This is a genomic window from Psychrobacter pulmonis, assembly GCF_904846465.1.
Taxonomy (GTDB): domain Bacteria; phylum Pseudomonadota; class Gammaproteobacteria; order Pseudomonadales; family Moraxellaceae; genus Psychrobacter; species Psychrobacter faecalis.
In genome coordinates this window covers 296619-315641 of sequence record NZ_CAJHAT010000004.1, presented here as the reverse complement: position 1 = coordinate 315641, position 19023 = coordinate 296619, and the positions used below count along the sequence as shown (strand labels likewise).

Annotated in this window: 7 protein-coding genes; 5 read left to right on the top strand and 2 right to left on the bottom strand. The window is 43.2% G+C overall.

Annotation, left to right across the window (positions count from 1 at the left end):
- The first annotated feature begins 215 nt into the window (after positions 1-215).
- From JMX70_RS09260 to JMX70_RS09240, 5 genes are all read left to right on the top strand, one after another.
- Positions 216-1655, top strand: coding sequence for an outer membrane protein transport protein (locus JMX70_RS09260; RefSeq protein WP_201591491.1), 1440 nt, complete (start codon positions 216-218; stop codon positions 1653-1655).
- Positions 1656-2135: 480 nt separating this feature from the next.
- Positions 2136-3521, top strand: a complete 1386-nt coding sequence (locus JMX70_RS09255) for a hypothetical protein (protein WP_201591533.1) — start codon at positions 2136-2138, stop codon at positions 3519-3521.
- 275 nt (positions 3522-3796) lie between these two features.
- The gene (locus tag JMX70_RS09250) at positions 3797-7258 is read left to right on the top strand and encodes a transferrin-binding protein-like solute binding protein (protein ID WP_201591488.1); all 3462 of its coding nucleotides are present in this window, start codon (positions 3797-3799) and stop codon (positions 7256-7258) included.
- A gap of 765 nt (positions 7259-8023) precedes the next feature.
- Positions 8024-14164 carry a transferrin-binding protein-like solute binding protein gene (locus JMX70_RS09245; RefSeq protein WP_201591485.1) on the top strand — a complete coding sequence of 2047 codons (6141 nt, stop codon included), beginning with the start codon at positions 8024-8026 and terminating at the stop codon, positions 14162-14164.
- A 139-nt stretch (positions 14165-14303) separates the two neighbouring features.
- Positions 14304-15857 carry a porin family protein gene (locus JMX70_RS09240; RefSeq protein ID WP_201591482.1) on the top strand — a complete coding sequence of 518 codons (1554 nt, stop codon included), beginning with the start codon at positions 14304-14306 and terminating at the stop codon, positions 15855-15857.
- Between the two features lie 85 nt (positions 15858-15942).
- Here the strand turns inward: JMX70_RS09240 and putP are convergent, their stop codons facing one another.
- Both putP and JMX70_RS09230 read right to left on the bottom strand, forming a co-directional pair.
- Positions 15943-17442 carry a sodium/proline symporter PutP gene (gene putP, locus JMX70_RS09235; protein ID WP_191692492.1) on the bottom strand — a complete coding sequence of 500 codons (1500 nt, stop codon included), beginning with the start codon at positions 17440-17442 and terminating at the stop codon, positions 15943-15945.
- A gap of 519 nt (positions 17443-17961) precedes the next feature.
- Positions 17962-18834 (bottom strand): LysR family transcriptional regulator, encoded by an 873-nt coding sequence (locus JMX70_RS09230; RefSeq protein ID WP_144296455.1) that lies wholly within the window; start codon positions 18832-18834, stop codon positions 17962-17964.
- Positions 18835-19023: the final 189 nt, after the last annotated feature.

Here is a 19023-nt window from a genome sequence, read left to right as displayed (position 1 = left end):
AATAATTAGGTAAACTATTGTTTATTAAACTTTTTGTAATAATTTGTACTGTACAGTCATTAGTATGAAATAAAGCATTTTAATTGTTGTTTTAGTATTGAAAAGTCATTACTATTCATTTCAGGACATCGTTTACATAACATTATATTTCGCGTAACAATGCTAAATTTTGATTATTACAACGATTAAACAACGAGGATGTTTGGAGACATACAATGCGCGCTACTTTTCATTTAAAAACCCTTACTGTAGCGATAGCTACTCTTTCAATTGCTAGCATTACAAATGCAGCAGGTCTTGACCGTTCTGGTCAAGATGTCACAGCATTTCTACAAGATGGTACTTATGCTGAAGCTGTCTATACTTATATCGATGCTGATGTTAGTGGTAAAGATAGTGCTAACATTATTCCTACCAGTAATACCTATGTAGAAGGCAGTGATACTGGTGATATCGCTGAGTCCTATGATTTTTTCCGTTATGGTGTAAAGACCGATATTAATGACACGTTTAGTGTTGGTATTTTATACGATGAACCTTTTGGCGCAGCAGCAGAATATACCAAAGGAAACTTTGTCGCTCAGGAGGGAGATAATCGTGAAGCTACGATCACTGCAATTTCTGGAGGCGCTATAGGTCCAAATTCTCCGCTAGGGATAACAAGCTTTGCTCAAGCTCAAGGTACAGTTAACGCTCTCCAAGGAAAAATAGCACAGGGTGGTACTTTAACAGCTCAAGAACAAGCTGCATTAACAGCATTAGCGCCAGCAGTTGGTATTGTAAATGGAGAATATAATACAGCAGGTGAAAACACTAAGGTTGAAGTTCGTAGTAACAATATTACGGCTATTTTAGGTGCAAAATTTGGTTCTAATAAAGAGTTTCAGGTTTATGGCGGCCCAGTCGCTCAACGTATAGAATCCGAAGTAAGGCTGCGAGGGCTTGCTTATGGTCCTGCTACAGGCTATACATCAAATATCAATCCTGATCAAGATTACGGCTGGATTGCGGGCATGTCATATAGCAAGCCAGAAATTGCTCTAAAAGCCGCTTTAACCTATCGTTCTGAAATTGATCATAGTATGGATATAACTGAAACTTATCCTTTGGCTGGGACACTAGCAGGAAATCCAGCCGCTGCAACTCAAACAAATAAAATGGAAATTACTACGCCAAAATCAGTTAACTTTGATTTTCAAACAGGTATTAACCCAACAACTCTAGCCACGGCAAAAGTGCGCTGGGTACCTTGGGGTGATTTCTCAATCGTACCCCCATTATACAATGCCGTTAGTAAGAATAACCCTGCTTATGGTCCCGATGGTTTAGCACTAGTAGAATACGGTGATGATCAATGGCAAGTAGAGCTAGGTCTTGCTAAACGTGTTGCTCCTGCATTGGCCGTTAGTGGTACCGTTGGTTGGGATAGCGGCGCTGGTGATCCAACAACATCACTCGGACCTATCGATGGCTACTACAGTGTAGGTCTTGGTGCTAAATATAACGTGACTCCTGAATGGGCGGTATCAGCCGGCGGTAAATACTTATGGTTCGGTGATGCCAAAGGTCAGCTGCCAACTCAAAAATTGGTTGGTGACTTCCAAGATAATGATGGTTATATCCTTGGTATGAAATTGTCTTATCAAGGTAAGTAATTATACTTTCTATCTTTAATTAATAAGATTAATGTTTGTAAAAGCAAAGCAACCTTTGAGGCTGCTTTGCTTTTTTCTGCGTTTAAATATTGGATATGGCAATATTATACCCCTCTACTATATTCACATTTAACAAGAATTGTTTAATAAAAACCTATTATTATCATATATATAAGAGAATCTCTAAATTGAGATTCTCTAGCTTATATTAGTTAATATCTACGACGTTCAATCAAAGTTTAAAAAGGTAGTTGCTATAAGACTCAACTTTAATTATGATACTTAAGTCGATTACGTTATCTTACATAGCTGTAATGTCAGATATGAAGGAGAAGTAATAACGAGTAATCGTTTGTTATTTCCAGAAATTTGGTTCAAAGTCGTTTGGCAAAGGATTGCATCGCATCAGCTGAAATTATTGATATAAGACATGTCATGATTAAGCTATTTGCCAGTTATTATATTCATGGAGGATATCAAGTGTCTCAAAAATTCCCTATCTCTAAACTTACTCTCGCTCTTATTACTCTGTCGGCTGCATCATTGACGCAAGCTGCTGGTCTTGATCGTTCTGGTCAAGATATCAAAGGCTTTTTTAATCCCGGAACCTATGCAGAAGTTGATTTTGCTTATATCGATACCAAAGTTTCTGCTCATGACAATGCCGGCGCTATCGTTACTCCAACTGGAGAGATTCGTAATGGTATTACTTCAACTGAAGCGGCATACGAAAAAGGTGTATCAACTGGAAACGCCACACCTGACTCTTATAACTTCATGCGCTACGGTGTAAAGACTGATGTCAATGATATTGTTAGCATAGGTGTGTTCTATGATGAGCCTTTCGGTGCAGAAGTAGAGTATTCAGGTGATAATACCTTTGTCTCTAAAGCAGGTAAGCAAACCATTGCTGATTCATCAACGGGAACGTCTGTTCCTAATGAAGTTATAAACTCTTCAGTGCTTGATCCAAACTATAATAAAAATACTAACGTGAGCGTACATACGGAAACGTGGACAGGTTTAATTGGCTTTAAATCTAATGGCTTCCAGGTCTATGGCGGCCCAGTTATGCAGAAAGCAAAAGCAGATGTGCATCTACGTGGTCAAGCTTATGGCCCACTGACTGGCTACGACGCTAATGTCAATGCCGATACCGACTACGGCTGGGTAGCTGGCCTTGCTTATAGCAAACCTGAGATCGCATTAAAAGCTGCTTTAACCTATCGCTCTGAAATTGAGCATAAGACTGATATCGCAGAAAGAGTTCCTTTATTAGGCTCACCCTTAAAAGGTGCAGCATTAGAGAAGCTTGGGATTGATCCAAATTCTGCGCTCGGGCAGTCTATTGGTGAGTACGCTACGACTACTGCTACTGTAACCACGCCTGAATCAGTGAACCTAAATATTGAAACGGGTCTTAGTGAAAAATATCAATTATTAGGTACGTTGGACGTACGCTGGGTGCCTTGGAGTGATTTTACTATCGTACCACCACTTTACAATGCCTACTCTAAAGCTGCAGCGCCAGAAGGGCTTCCGTTATTATCTTACGAAAAAGATCAATGGAAAGTGGACGTTGGTTTAGCCAAACGTTTTAACGAAAAGCTGGCTGGATCAGTGGTGGTTGGCTATGATTCTGGGGCAGGCGATCCTGTAAGCTCGTTAGGTACCATTGAAGGCTTCTATAGTATTGGTGGTGGTGTGAAATATAATGTCACTCCTGAATGGGCCGTATCTGTTGGCGGCAAATACCTTAAATTTGGTGATGCAACGGGACAGCTACCTAACGGCAGTATCGTTAGTAAAGCGGAAGACAATGATGGCTATATCGCTGGTGTGAAACTGTCTTACCAAAGCCAGTAAGATAGTATTCATTAAAAATTTTTTAAAATGCTTATCTGACTGTTCAGTTGGGTAAGCCTTATTAAGTACTACTATCATATTGGGTAATGAGTTGTTGCTCATAAAACTGTTTAATATGTCACAAATGAACGTTTGCGTCATTTTTATCAACTGCTGTCAGCTGTTATAAATTGACTTTGTAAACTAAATTTGGTTATCTATAGCTCTTATCTAAATACTAGTTGTACCAGTAGTAGATAAAGGAATATCTATCAATCATCCATGGAGGAAGACGAATGTCACCTAACCGTCATTCAATTGAAGCTGTATCGACAGCTAAAAAATTCAAAACCCCGCTCAAAGCCAGCGCTGTCCTTTTAACATCAATGATTCTCGCAGCCTGTAATACGACTGATGATCCTTCGTATAACCTTGAAGATATCTTTAGTCCATCACAAAGTGTGATTGATGCACAACTAAAAGCTGAAAAAGAAAAAGCCGAAAAAGCTAAAGCTGAAGCAGATGCCGCTGTTGCAGCGAAAGAAAAAGCTGAAGCTGCACTTGTTGCTGCTGAAAAAGCTGCACTTGAAGCTAAAAAAGAATCTGATGCTGCCATCGCTGCCGCTGAAAAGGCTAAAAAGGAAGCAGAGGATGCTTTAGAGGATGCTTTAGCAAGTGGAGGAGGCGGTAATAAAGAAGAACTGCAAAAAATAGCTGATGAAAAAGCTAAGCTAGCAAAAGAGGCGCAAGCTGACGCTGAAACTGCACAGAATGCTGCCCAAGCTGCCCAAAAAATTGCCCAAGATGCAGCAGCAGCAGCAGAGATTAAAAATGCTCCTGAAACAGCTAAGTCTGGTGTACAATCATTAAATATCGATCCGAAAGCTGCTGGAATAGAAAGTGCTTTTACAGTTACTACACGCGATTTTAAATCGACAGATAGCAGTATTGAAGCCCGAGCCGACAGCGCTTCAGGTGATTTATTACCAATTGTTAATATTACAACCTCTGGCAAAGATGACACTGATTTACAAAATGGTTTTAAATCTCACGACGATCGCATAGACATCACAACGGGTCTTGGCGTCTTACCGCTGACTTATATTTCAGTATATAAAGACTATGGCAATGACCTACGCATCGGTCACATCGATGGTGCAGCAGCCTTGGGTGCAAATCAGCTACCAGTAAATGGTGTAGCTGTGATTGGTAATGCAACTCAAGCAGCCAGCATGCCAACCGAAGGTAAAGTAGGCTACACCGGTGACGCAACCTATCGCAAGCTTGGTATTGGTAATGCTATTGAGTTCGGTTCATCCGTATTCACCGCAGACTTTGTTGCTAAAAACGTCAAAGGCGATCTCACCTTCGCTAAAGCCGGTAAGATTGGTCTAACCGCTGGTATCACAGGTAACCAATTCTCGGGCAAAGCAGCAGATAACGCTGGTTATAATACCGAAGGTGGATTCTTCGGTGGTGATGCTCAATATCTAGGCGGTGTTTACGAAGGCAATGGCGCTCAGGGCACTTATGGTGCGAAGAGTGACAAGCAAATTCAAGCTGATAAAGTAGCCAATGAATCAGCGGATAAGGCTGCTGCAGCTAATAAAGCATTAGCTGATGCGCAAGCAGCGGCTACAAAAGCCAAAAAAGATGCAGAAAGAGCACAAGCTGCTGCTGACAATGCAGGTAATGCAGGTGATGATAAAGCACTGCAAGAGGCATTAGACAGAGCGGAACGAGCTGAAGCAGCACTAAAAGAAGCTGAAAAAAATGCACAGATTGCTATCCAAAAAGCGGTAGATGACGCGCAAAAAGAAGTTGAAGCAGCAGCAGCCAAAGTTAAGATAGCTCAAGATGAAAAAATTAAAGCCGAAAAAGATGCATTGAAAGCGAAGACTGATGCAGATAAAGCCATTGGCGATGCTAAAATCGAAGCTAATGAAAAAGTAGCAGATGCTAAAGAAAAACTTAAAGCGGCAGAGGATAGAGAAAAAGCAGCGGCAGTAGCAGCAGCGGCAGCCGAAAAGAAAGTGCAAGATTTGCAAGCTCAGCTAGACAGTATGCCAAAGTGGGTATCTGCAGCTGAAGCTGAGCAAACAGGTGTGCAACATCTATCTGTTGACGCTACTGCATTAAGCGAAGAGATAGGTGTTAAAACAACCACGACCCGTGACTTTGCTATTCGTAGCACATCAGATGTCGATGCCCGTGCTGACTTAGCGCTTGTAGGTCTTCCTCTAGTCCCTGTAGCGATTAAAGTTTCAGGCGATAATGATGCTGAAACAGAAAATGGCTTTAAAGCTCACAAAGGTACTGGCAATGTATTGGCAGCAGGTGATTTAGCTTATACTGCAACTTATAAAGATTTCGGTGATGGTGCGATGCGTATTGCCCATATAGATGGTGCAGTTACTGCTGGTGGTGGTGCGATCACAGTTCCTGTAGATGGCATTGCGGTAGTTGGTAATAAAACAGCAACGCTACCTACAGATGGTAAGTTCGAATATGCTGGTGATGCCACCAACCGTAAAGTTGGTGTAGATAATGCGGTTAAATACGGTAGTTCTGAGTTCACCGCTGACTTTGTTGCTAAAAAAGTGGATGGTACGCTTAAGTTCGATAAGACAGAAGATATTATTCTTTCAGCTAATATTGGCGGGGAAGACATAGAAGATAATGAATTCTCTGGTGAGAAGAATGGTTACAACACTAATGGTGCTTTCTACGGTAAAGACGCCAACTTTATCGGCGGTATCTATGAAGGCAACGGTTCGCAAGGTACCTTTGGTGCAGAGAAAGATGGAACAGCAGCTGATTTAGTGGTAACAGTTGATCCAACGCCTGTCAATCCAGATATTAAGCCTGCTGATCCTAATATGACAGGTTTCCAGTCTACGGCTATGAGTAGTTTGGAAGCAAACTCTTCAAATCTTAAAAAGTTTGAAGATGCTATTGGCTATGTAGCCATTCGTGATGATGCATCAGACTTCACTGAGACAGAAACTAAGAATGGTTCAGAAGTCCCCAAAGATAATCGTAAAGGTGATAACTTTACAAGCTTTGATAAAGGTGTCGTTCGTGGTGACATGGTGCAGCCTGCTAGTGTTAAAGCGCCTATTGCCGTTAACTTAATCACTACTGAGCCTGCAACAGTTAAGGTCGATGCTGGTTTAGGGTTTATTGATGGAAACCCTGACTTTAAATACAACGCTGTATATGAAAATTTTGGCGAGCAAATGCAGGTTGGTCACGTCTACGGTGTGTTAAATTCATCATTATTAAATAAAGATGTATCACGTGTCGCTAACGTGTATGTTCAAGGCCATTTAACAAATCAAGCAGACATTGACTTCTTAAAAGGAGTTAATGAAGGTAAAGTAACATACGAAGGTAATGCAACCTATATGGAGAATATCCACTTAGGTGATACAGGTGCTTTCAAGCCTGTTGATGGTAGTTCAGTCTTTGATGTTGATTTTGTCAATAATTCAGTCGAAGGTAAGCTAAGCTTTGAAGGTGATTTTAAATACAACCCAGCCGGTAAGATAGATATTAATGCGACTATTGATGGCAATACCTTTGCTGGTAATCAGAATGGTATAGATACTGCAGGTGGTTTCTATGGTCCGGATGCACAGTTCTTAGGTGGTATCTATCAAGACGCATCAACTTTAGAGGGCACTAGCGGTGGTAAGGGTGCTGGTCCTGGGACTGGCACTAAATTCCAAGGTACCTTTGGTGCCGAAAAGCAGTAAATTAGCCTATTAGTTCAGAATAAAAAAAGCGCCTTCGGGCGCTTTTTTGTTGTATAGCATTCTGTGTCTATAAAATTTCAATAAAACATAATAAAAAATCAATCAAGAAAAAAAGGAAGAAGAAATTAGTTAAACAAAAATCTATAGAGAGATAAATATATAACTTGAATTCATAAATAGGTATGAATAGATACTAAACTTAATTCCATTATATTAAATGATATCTAGAAAGAATCTAGAAGAATTTTATTTATCTATTTTAAAAAAATCAATAAATATCAAAATTTCCATAACGAAAAATACTCATATTCTCAAAAATTTCCTCATCAATATTTTATTGATGAGAGGTTATTATAATTTCTAATCATTCTTAATTTCTCTAAAATAATCTAAATTCCATTATAAGAGCCCAGAAAGTACTTATTTTGCTTCATATAAACGATATTTGTCGTAATTTTCCTAAAAAATACAACGAATGAAAAGAGATATCAACGAGGACTATAGTTATTTTTATTCTGATGACCACGTATAGATAGAAGTGCTCTATATTCCTTCATGCATATATTGATACAGTTCCTCTCTATATAAGTGTATATATTTTCCAATTAGAATTAATTAGTAACTAAATATTTCAATAAACAATATTTCATTAGTACTGTTTGACTTTATTTATAGGATTTGTTTATGTATGCATGCAACCAGATTAAAGTTGCTTCTTGTTAACAATGTAACGGAATATCATAAACTCTTCATGGAGGAAGACGAATGTCGCCTAACTGTCATTCAATATCAGCTGCAAAAACAGCAAAAAAACTAAATACACCACTCAAAGCCAGTGTAGTTCTCTTAAGTGCTATTATTGTAGCGTCATGTGCGACTAGTGATGGAGATGGTAATATCACACCGAAACCAACACCTGTGTTGCCGGGTACTGATACGGGAGGTGGAGCGGGTAATATAACTGAGTCTGAAAAAGCTATTAAAGCGGCTGAGGCTAAAACCAAAGCAGCAGAAGAAGCCCTTAAAGTAGCAGAAGCAAAAACTAAGGCAGCAGAAGAGGCGCTTAAAGCGGCAGAATTAAAATTTGGACAAGAATCAGAAAAGGCAGCAGCGGCATCAAAGACAGCAATTGATGCAGCAAGAGCAGAGGCGTTACAGGCAAAAGCTGCTGCAGAAGCTGCAAGAGTGGAAGCGGTAGCAAAAATTGAAGCAGCCGCAAAAGAAGCTGAAGGCAAAATTAAAGCGGCGAAAGAAGAAGCGGCTAAGGATGCCGTAGCAAAGGTGAAAACCGCTGAAGAAAAGGTAAAGGCTGCTGAAGCTCGCGCCAATGAAATAGCGGAGTCACTGAAAGCTGAAGTAGCAGCAAAGGAAGCAGCCGAAGCCAAAGCTGCAAAAGCTGAGTCAGAAAAGAAAGCAGCCGAAGCTAAAACGAAAGCAGCTGAAGGTGAGACTAAAAAAGCTCAGGACAAAGTTAAAATAGCAGAAGAAAAGGCCGCCGCCGCCATTAAAGCCGTTGCGACCGCAAAGGAAGAGGCTGATAAAAAGATTGCAGCTCTAAAAGAGGCGTCAGCCAGTCAACTTGCTGTCGCTAAAAAAGAAGCAGCAGCGGCAAAAGAAGCGATTAAAACTGCAGAAGCACAAGCAATTGTAGCGGCAAAAGCGGCAGCGAAGGCAGCTGCAGATGCAGCAGCAGCTGCTGCTAAAGAAGCCGCAGCTAAACTTGAAGCGGTCAAAACTGCCTCAGAAAAAGAAATTACGGCTGCACAAAAAGAAGCCGCAGATGCTAAGGCGCGCGCTGATAAGGCCGTTAAAGATGCCGCTGCTGCTCAAATACGGGTAGAAACAGCTGAGGCTGCTGCTAGACTAGAAGCCGAAAAAGCCGCCGAAGCATTGCAAGCAAAGCATAAAGCAGAGCAAGATGCATTACAAGCTCAGTCAGATGCAGTCAAAGCTAATAAACAAGCCGAGCTTGAGAAACAAAAAGCGGCCACTGCCCAAGCAGAAGCAGACAAAGCCAAAGATGAATTACTCACCGCACAAGATCAGTTAGCTGCCGCCGAAAAAGCATTGGCAGACGCTCTAGCATCAGGCAATGGCAACACCGCCGCCTTACAAGCCGAAGTAGATCGTCGCAAAGCGGCCCTTGATGCAGCTAACGCCCAAATTAGCGCCGCCGAGCAAGCACAAGCTGCCGCGACAGCTGCCGCAGAAGCTCAAATAGCAGCCGCCAACCAAGCCGCGCAAGCCGCCAAAGACGCCTTAGCAGCCTCGCAGATTAAGAACGCCCCTGAAGCGAAGAAATCGGGAGTTCAATCCTTAAACATTAACGCCGGCTCACTTGGATTGTTTAACACCACCACCCGCGACTTTACCGTCAATGAAGACGGCTCTGCCGTGGATGCTCGTGCTGATATTGCCTCACAGAACCCAGATGGTACAGCAGGCTTACTACCACTGGTTCCAATCACCCTCTCAGGTGAAGGGGACACTGAAGTGGCTAATGGCTTTAAAGCCCATGAAGATAACACCAACATCGTGGTTGCCGCCATTGGTCAAACACTGCCTTTAACCTACACCTCAACCTATAAAGACTTTGGCGATGACATGCGCATCGGCCACATTGACGGCTCTGCTGAAGTTGCTCTATTGAACAAAACCTTACCCGTCAATGGTGTCGCCGTCATCGGTAATGCCACCCAAGCGGCTAACATGCCGAAAGAGGGCACCGTAGGTTACACAGGGGACGCCACTTACCGCAAGCTTGGCATTGGTAATGACATCGAGTTTGGCAAATCTGTATTCACCGCCGACTTTGTTGCTAAAAACGTAAAAGGCGACTTAAGCTTTGCCAACGCCGGTAAGATTGGTTTAACCGCCGGTATTAATGGCAACCAATTCTCAGGATCGGCCGCTGACAATGCCGGTTACAGCACCGAAGGTGGCTTCTTTGGTGGCGACGCTCAATACCTAGGCGGGGTTTACGCTGGTAATGATGCCCAAGGTACCTATGGCGCGAAGAGCGACAAACAAACCGCCGCAGAGCAAGCCGCTGCCAAAGCACAAGCAGAGGCGGCCAAAGCCAATGCTGACAAAGACAGCGCCAACGCTCAAGCCGCTGCTGCCAAAGCGGCTGCTGACAAAGCCCAAGCGGATGCCATTAAAGCTCAAGAAGCCTTGGTAAAAGCAGAAGAGAACTTGGCTAATGCTGGTAATGGCGAAGATCAACTGGCTGCAGCATTAGCGCAGGCCGCCGCCGCAGAAGCCGCTCAAGCGGCAGCAGAAGCCGCCGCAGAGACTGCAAAAGCTGCTGAAGAGGCTGCATTGTTAGCTCAAGCGGCTGCAGAAAATGCAGCCACTGCAGCGCAAGTAGCTGCAGACAAAGCCAGAGGCGATGCTGCTGAACAAAAAGCAGCTAAAGAAAAAGCTGAAGTAGCCAAAGCGGCTGCAGAGAAAGCCAAAGATGAAGCGTTGGCAGCCAAAGTTGAATCCGACAAGGCTAAAGATGAAGCGTTAGTAGCTAAGGCTAAAGCTGAAACTGCACGAGATGAGGCGATTGCAAGAGCTGAAGCTGCTGAGCAAGATGCTTTGCAAGCTCAGTCAGACGCAGATGCTGCTAATAAGTTGGCTGCAGATGAAAAAGCCAAGGCCACCGCTGCACAAAAAGAAGCGGATAAAGCCAAAAGTGAGCTTGCGACTGCCCAAGAAGAACTGGCTGCCGCCCAAGAAGCACTAGATGCCGCCTTAGCAAATGGCGGTGGCAACACCGAAGCCCTACAAGCAGAAGTGGATCGTCGCCAAGCTGCCCTTGATGCAGCGAACGCTAAAGCCACAGAAGCACAGCAAGCACAAGCCGCAGCGCAAGCCGCAGCCGAGGCCCAAGTCACTGCTGCCCAAGCTGCCCAACAGGCCGCCGAAGCTGCCTTAGCTGCCTCTCAAATCAAAAACGCACCTGAAGCCGCTAAGTCTGGCGTTCAGACACTCAATGTTAATGTGGTTCCCTTAAACAAAGTCTATAACGCCACCACCCGTGACTTTAGCGCAGATGACAACAGCGTCGTTGCCCGCGCAGACATTGCCTCTCAAAACCCAGACGGCACACCAGGCCTACTAGGCGCACTCACCATCACCACCTCAGGTGATAGCGACACAGCTGTTGCAGACTCAAACGGCTTTAAAGCCCATAAAGACAACACCATTGTTGCGGCACTCGGTCAAGAACTACCACTGGCTTATACCTCAACCTATAAAGACTTTGGCGATGACATGCGCATCGGCCATATTGATGGTACCGCGACCTTTAGTGGTCTTGAGCTACCCGTTAACGGTGCTGCTGTCGTCGGTAATGCCACCCAAGCGGCCAACATGCCAACAGAAGGTAAGGTTGGTTACACAGGGGATGCCACCTATCGCAAGCTTGGCATTGGCAATGCCATCGAGTTTGGCACCTCCGTCTTTACGGCCGACTTCGTTGCTAAAAACGTAAAAGGTGATCTTAGCTTTGATAAAGCCGGTAAGATTGGTCTCACCGCCGGTATCAACGGCAACAAATTCTCAGGTAGTGCAGACGATAACGGCGGCTATCTCACTGAAGGTGAATTCTTCGGCGGTGATGCCCAGTACCTAGGCGGGGTTTACGCTGGTAATGATGCCCAAGGTACCTATGGCGCGAAGAGCGACAAACAAACCGCCGCAGAGCAAGCCGCTGCCAAAGCACAAGCAGAGGCGGCCAAAGCCAATGCTGACAAAGACAGCGCCAACGCTCAAGCCGCTGCTGCCAAAGCGGCTGCTGACAAAGCCCAAGCGGATGCCGTTAAAGCCCAAGAAGCCTTAGCAAAAGCAGAAGAAGCCTTGGCCAATGCCGGTACCGGAGACGGTGGTCTTGCTGCCGCCTTAGCAAGAGCGGAAGCGGCAGAAGCCGCCGAAGCGGCTGCTCTAGCAGCGGCTGCCACCGCAGAGACCGCACGCCTTGCTGCTGAACAAGCCCAAGCTGCTGCAGAAGATGCTGCCCTAAAAGCCAAAGCGGCGGCCGACAAAGCCGTTGGTGACGCTAAAGCGGAAGCCGACAAGAAAGTAACAGAAGCCAATCAACAAGTGGCTGATGCTAAAGCGCAGGCGGCAGAGGCTAAAAAACGCGCTGATGAGGCTGAAACGGCGAAATTAGATGCTGAGGCTAGAGCAAAAGCAGCAGAAGATGCTCTTGAAGCCGCGCAGCAGCTACCGCCAGCTCCAACCAATCCAAAAGCACCAGTAAATGCAACAGTCACTGGTTTCCAAAATAGTATTGCAGATAGTAATAACTCAAGCATAAGTGAAAATACTTCTAATAGCTATGATACTTACACTGCGCTTTTGAACCAGACCGGCTCAAAATATTTTAAGAACTCTGTGAACGTGGAACTGAGAAATGCATCTGACCAAGACTATGAAGATGGTTTCAAAAAGAGTGAACTTAAGCAAATTGGCGGTATACTTAATAATAAATTAAATTATACGTCAACTTATAAGAACTTTGATGAGCAGATGCAGATTGGTCATGTATATGGAGACCTTAAAGGCCTAGCCAATGTAATCCAACTATCTAAGTTATCGAACGTATATGTACAGGGTAACAGTACAAATATCGACGATATGCAGTACATGAAGACTCTCTCACAATACAACATTGATAACAAAATCAATGATGGTAAAGTGAACTATAAAGGTGTGGCTAGCTACATCGGTAATAGTAAAGAGGAAATTATTGGTCATGACCCAATCATAGGGACTTCGGATTTTAAAGTTGACTTCGTTGATAGCCAATTAGATGGCACGTTATCATTTGATGGTTCTAATGTTAGCGAGAAAAAGATTAAAGCCGAAATCAGCGGCAATACCTTTGCAGGCAGTTGGAATGGTGTTGATACTAAAGGTGGTTTCTATGGTGAAGATGCCAAGCTATTAGGCGGTGTATATCAAGTTGCTGATGGTAAAGGAACTTATGGTGCCACTAAAGCAGGTTCTAGTTCTGAACCAACGCCAACACCTAAAGCCATAACAGGTGTTATGAGTAACACCATCAGCAGTGTAGCGGGAACTGGAACAGAAAATGCTATTGGTTATCGTCAATTTGTAAGGGATAACGATACATTCAATACCACCACAGGTTCTGGTGAAGATACCAATCCAGTAATGATTGTTGATACTAATACAGATAATCTACCGAATTACAACCAACTTGTTGGTCGTCTAGATATCACTAAACCAGGTAAGTTCGGACAAGCGTCGAAACTGACACTGGTAAAATCTGATGATATATCACTCGATGATGGTTTCAAAAAATCTAAAGATACGAGTACAGCGACCTTTGGTAAAGTTGAATCTATTCTTGGTAAGATTGATTTAAAATACGATTACCAGTCTGTTTATAAGAACTTCGACTCGCAAATGCAAATCGGTCATGTGTATGGTGACATGCGTAAAGAAGGGTCATTTGGTGGAGTAAAATCACGCTATACCAATGTTTACGTCATGGGTGAAGCAACTGAGAACATGCCTACAGAAGGTAAAGTTCAGTACGCGGGTGTTGCAACCTATATGGACAATCTACATTTAGGTTCAGGCGCGCTAAATACTCCAGTGGTTAATGGTACATCTGATTTTAATGTTGATTTTGTGAACGATTCATTAACAGGGACATTAAAGTTTGCTGATATTAATAAAAATATTGGTATTAGTGCTGATATCAGTGGAAATACTTTTGCTGGTAGTAAAGATAATATTGCAACCTCAGGTGGTTTCTATGGTGAAGATGCTAAGTTCTTAGGTGGTATTTACCAAGAAGCACAACCTGGTAGCGTACCTGGAACTGGAACTACGCCAGGAACTGGTACAACTTTCCAAGGAACCTTTGGTGCCGAAAAGCAATAAAGTAATATGACTGTATAAAACAAACAAAAAAGCGTCCTAGGGCGCTTTTTTTCTCGCTTAAACGTTTAAAATCCCTTAGGATAATCAAAGTTGGAAAAATGTTTAGAAAATTAGTAATCGTACTGAGGTAAGGATACCCATGAATAATCAATATATGCGCAACCCTCTCGCTGCTTCTGTTTTGCTATCGATGATGGCATTTTCTCTCCCATCAATGGCTGCGCCAGAGGATTTACCAGAGATAGAGCCTGAGCTTAACCAAGCTGATGAACTTTTAAGGCGCGAGAGTCAAACTTCCGTGGCAGACCCTACGGCTCCTTCAACCACTGTCACTGACACAGAAGCACAACGTGCTATTAGAAGTCGTCAGCAACTCGCTACCGCTACTGCTTATAATTTAGAAGCTTTAAAAGCCAATCCAGCCGCGTTTAGCAAGTTCTTAAATGATGCTTTAGCTGCGCAAGATATGGTGACAGTTAAACAGATATTGCCGCACTATAAAGCGTTGGAAACCAATGATCCTATGCTCATTAAGTTTGCTGACGCCTTAATATATCGCAGTGAAGCTAAAAACAAACAAGCCATTGAAATCTATCGTGAGATGTTAGCAGCAGATCCAGATTTCCATCCCGTACGTTTAAATATGGCAATTGCCATGCAAGCAGATAAGCAGTATGCCGCTGCAAAAGAGCAATTTCTAAAACTTCAGTCGGTTGATTTACCAGCCCCTGTCATGGCGAGAGTTCAAAACTCGTTAGCTCAAATTAATAGTTCAGAGAAATGGCAGTTTAATGCCTCTGCCAGCTATGTGAGAGATAGTAATATTAATGATGCACCCTCTAAATCTATCCAATCTAACTTAGGACGCTCGATAGAGCAAAAGTCAGCCAACGGTATTCAAGTATCTGGTAGCGCAAATAAGCGCTTTAATTTACCAGAAAACTTTTATGCGACTGTAGGCGGCAATGCCTCCTTAAAAGGGTATTGGGATGAGACTGATTATAACGATTATCTATTTACCGCTTCCGCTGGCGTCGGTTATGATGACGCCAAAAATGATGTCTCACTGACACCATTTGTGACCAAACGTTATTATGATGAAGAAGCCTACAGCTTGCGTAAAGGCATGACCGTGAGTGGCTCGCGCTGGGTAAAACCTAAGCTCAAGCTATCTGCAACAGGTATCTTATCCAATGAAACCTTTGAAGACGATGACAATAAGAACCGTGAAACAGATGGTCGATTTCTTGGCCTAAATGCGTTTTATATTAAAGACGCAAAAGAATACTTTTATGGCGGTTTAGGTAATTATCAAAATGATGTGCCTAAATCAAGCATTATCAGTTACGACCGTAACTCAATTAATGGTGGCTGGGGGCGTGAGTGGAAACGCGGTATCTCAACACTCGCGTCAGTAGGTTACGGCATCAAAAAGTACGGGGATCCTGCTGATGCCTATCCAGCAGGTAGTGGTGCTTGGAAAGGCTATTATAATGCAGTAGGCGGAGAGCCTGGCTCAAGAAGAAAAGACAAAACCACCTCGCTAGGTCTGCAAGTATGGAAGCGCGATTTTACCGTACTTGGCTTAACACCAAGACTGGTATTTGATTATGAGACCACCTCTAGTAACTTTGCTTATTATGATGATCGTGATGAAAAATCAGCAACGGTACTACTAACAAAGACTTTTTAATAAAATACATATAAAACGTTGATACTAAAAAACCTCGCTAATTATAGCGAGGTTTTTCCATCATACAATAATGGATAAAAAATACTTATTTATTAAGGTTCATTTCCATCTCTTTATACTTCGCAGATACTGATGGTCTTGGACCACCAGTCATGATACTGACAGCAAAGATAGCGATAGTACTTAATATAAACCCTGGAACGATAGCGTATAACCAACTGTTTAGTGCCACTCCATTCATCTCGAACGGGCCATAGACCCACAGGATAACGGTCAATGCCCCAACCACCATACCGGCGACCGCGCCATTGCGGTTCATGCCGCGCCATGTCAGACTGAAAATAACCAAAGGTCCAAATGCCGCACCAAACCCTGCCCAAGCATTAGAAACTAAGTTCAATACCGAGCTTTCTGGATTAGACGCCAGCAAAATAGCGACAACGGCCACCACAATAACTGAGATACGTCCGACCAATACTTGACGCGCTTCTGGAGCGTCTCTATCAAAGAAAAGCTTATATACGTCTTTGGTCAATGAGCTTGATACCACGAGTAGTTGTGATGATATGGTACTCATAATTGCGGCTAAAATGGCCGCTAATAAGAAACCTGAAACAAGTGGGTGGAACAAAAATTGCGTGAATACCAAAAAGATGGTTTCAGGGTCATCTAGCGTCATCGCCGTTTTTTGCACATAGGCGCGGCCCGCGATACCCGTAACACAAGCACCGATCAGGCTGATAATCATCCAGCTCATACCGATATTACGTGCTGTTGGCACATCTTTCACTGAACGAATCGCCATAAAACGTACGATAATATGCGGCTGACCAAAATAACCAAGGCCCCAAGCGAGTAAGGAGATAATACCTAAAGCTGTCATGCCACTCGTGATATCGAGCATGCTTGGATCGATGGCTCTGATAGCATTGGTCGTTGCGCTTACGCCACCAAGGTCAGTCAAAGCAACGATAGGGACAATCACCATGGCAAAGAGCATGATAATACCTTGCACAAAGTCGGTCATTGATACGGCTAGGAAACCACCAAATAGCGTGTAAGCGACGACGACGCCAGCGGTCACCCACAGACCTGTACTGTAAGAAAGGTTGAGCGAGCTTTCAAAGAGCTTACCGCCACCGACCAAGCTTGCGGCGGTATAGACGGTAAAGAATAAGATAATAACCACGGCTGAGATAACCCGCAGTAAATGTGATTTGTCCTCAAAGCGGTTAGCGAAATAATCAGGTAAAGTGATGGCGTTGTCAGCGACTTCGGTATAAACGCGAAGACGCGGTGCCACGATGATATAGTTTAAAAAAGCACCCAAGGTCAAACCAATGGCAATCCAAGCGCTGACCACACCGTCAGCGTACATCGCACCGGGCAACCCAAGGAGCAACCAACCCGACATATCCGATGCACCTGCTGATAAGGCGGTGACTGCAGGACCTAGGCTACGTCCACCCAGCATATAGCCTTCAGTATCATTGGCTTGCTTAAAATAAGCATACACGCCAATCCCAATCATCACTAAGAAATAGGCGCCAAGTGATATCAGCACGCCACTAGAAACTCCGTTCATATAAACTGTCCTTAACCAACATAGTTAGCTGTCATTATTTTTAACGAGAAAAATTGAGTCTTATAAGACGCTGCTTAAAAACCCTATCTCAACGTATTTCAAGATAAAAAATCTAAAGACGAAAAAAGCCATTAAGTAGGACATAATGGCTTTTATTCAAAATCTGCTGTTAGTTTTATATGATTGGTGTGGTTATGGGTTGATACCTACAAAGTTGTGATGAAATGCAAACGGCAAACTTGTAACGCAATCTTATCTTCTCACTCGCTCGCATCAAATCATCATTTATAAACATCAGCCGCTTATATAACCAATCATTTAAAACCATCAAACCTACTGCTTACTATCATATATTACTAGAAGTCTTCAATATATGATTATCAGTGAGTTTTAGGTAAAATTATGTTATCTAAACAACGTCAGACGTATTATAACGTATGAGTCACACAAATGCGAACGCGCCTATTTATCAAATAAATATCTTGATTAGCGAATAATATATAATCGCTTGCCAAAGCTTTAGTCAATTGGCGCAAGCAAATCTAGTAAAGCCGTTACGCTACTAGATTGGGTGAGTTTTGGATTAATGACCACGCCCAAATAACGCTGTAATTCGATATTATCGGCCATATCGATACGTTCCAAATCCTGACTGACCATAGTTTGCGGCAATACTGACCAACCAAGTCCGACAGAAACCAGCATGCGGATTGATTCTAAAGGATTAGTGCTCATAGTGGCATAAGGTTTTAGATTGTGTTTGGCAAATTCCGCTAAGGTAATCTGGCTAGTAAAGGTATTGGCAGACGGTAAGATAGCAGGGTAGCGCGCCAATTGCTCGAGCGTCACATTGGACTTGGTCGCCAAAGGTGATAACGTGCCGGTCATAAAGTAAAGAGGATCTGACCACAAGGTATGATAGGTTAAGCGTTTATCATAGACGGGCGGCAAGGTTAAAAATGCGAGTGACAAATCGCCATCGAGCACGGCTTTATGAGCCGTTTCTGAATCGACAAAATGCACTTCTAACTGCACGGCAGGATAGGCTTGGATAAAATGCTTGAGCACAGGGGCTAGATGGTGCAAGCCAATATGGTGGCTGGTGCCGATAACGAGTTTGCCCGAGACAATATGCTGCGAATGCTGGAGATTGATTTTAAAGTTTTCATAATCTTCAAGCCAGCGTTTGGCATGAGGCAACATCTCACTGGCCGCTTGCGTCGGTACAATACCGCGTCCGACTGTATCAAATAGGGTGATGTTAAATTCGTCTTCTAAGTTCTTAATACGTTTACTGACCGCAGGCTGAGTGATAAACAGCTTTTCTGCGGCACCTGAAATGCTGCCTGTTTGCATAACCGTGACGAATGTCGTCAAATTTGTGGTATTCACACCGATGTCCTTAGCTAGTAGCGAGCTATAATTAAAAGTTGGCTGGCCTAATCAAAATGAATTAGAAATAAAAGTTTGTGACTATGTAAAAATCATCAATTATTATTATAGGATTAGCCTGCTATAATCACAAGACATCAAGACGTATTGTGACATATTTATTCTGTTCAGCGCATTTTTGACGGCGTA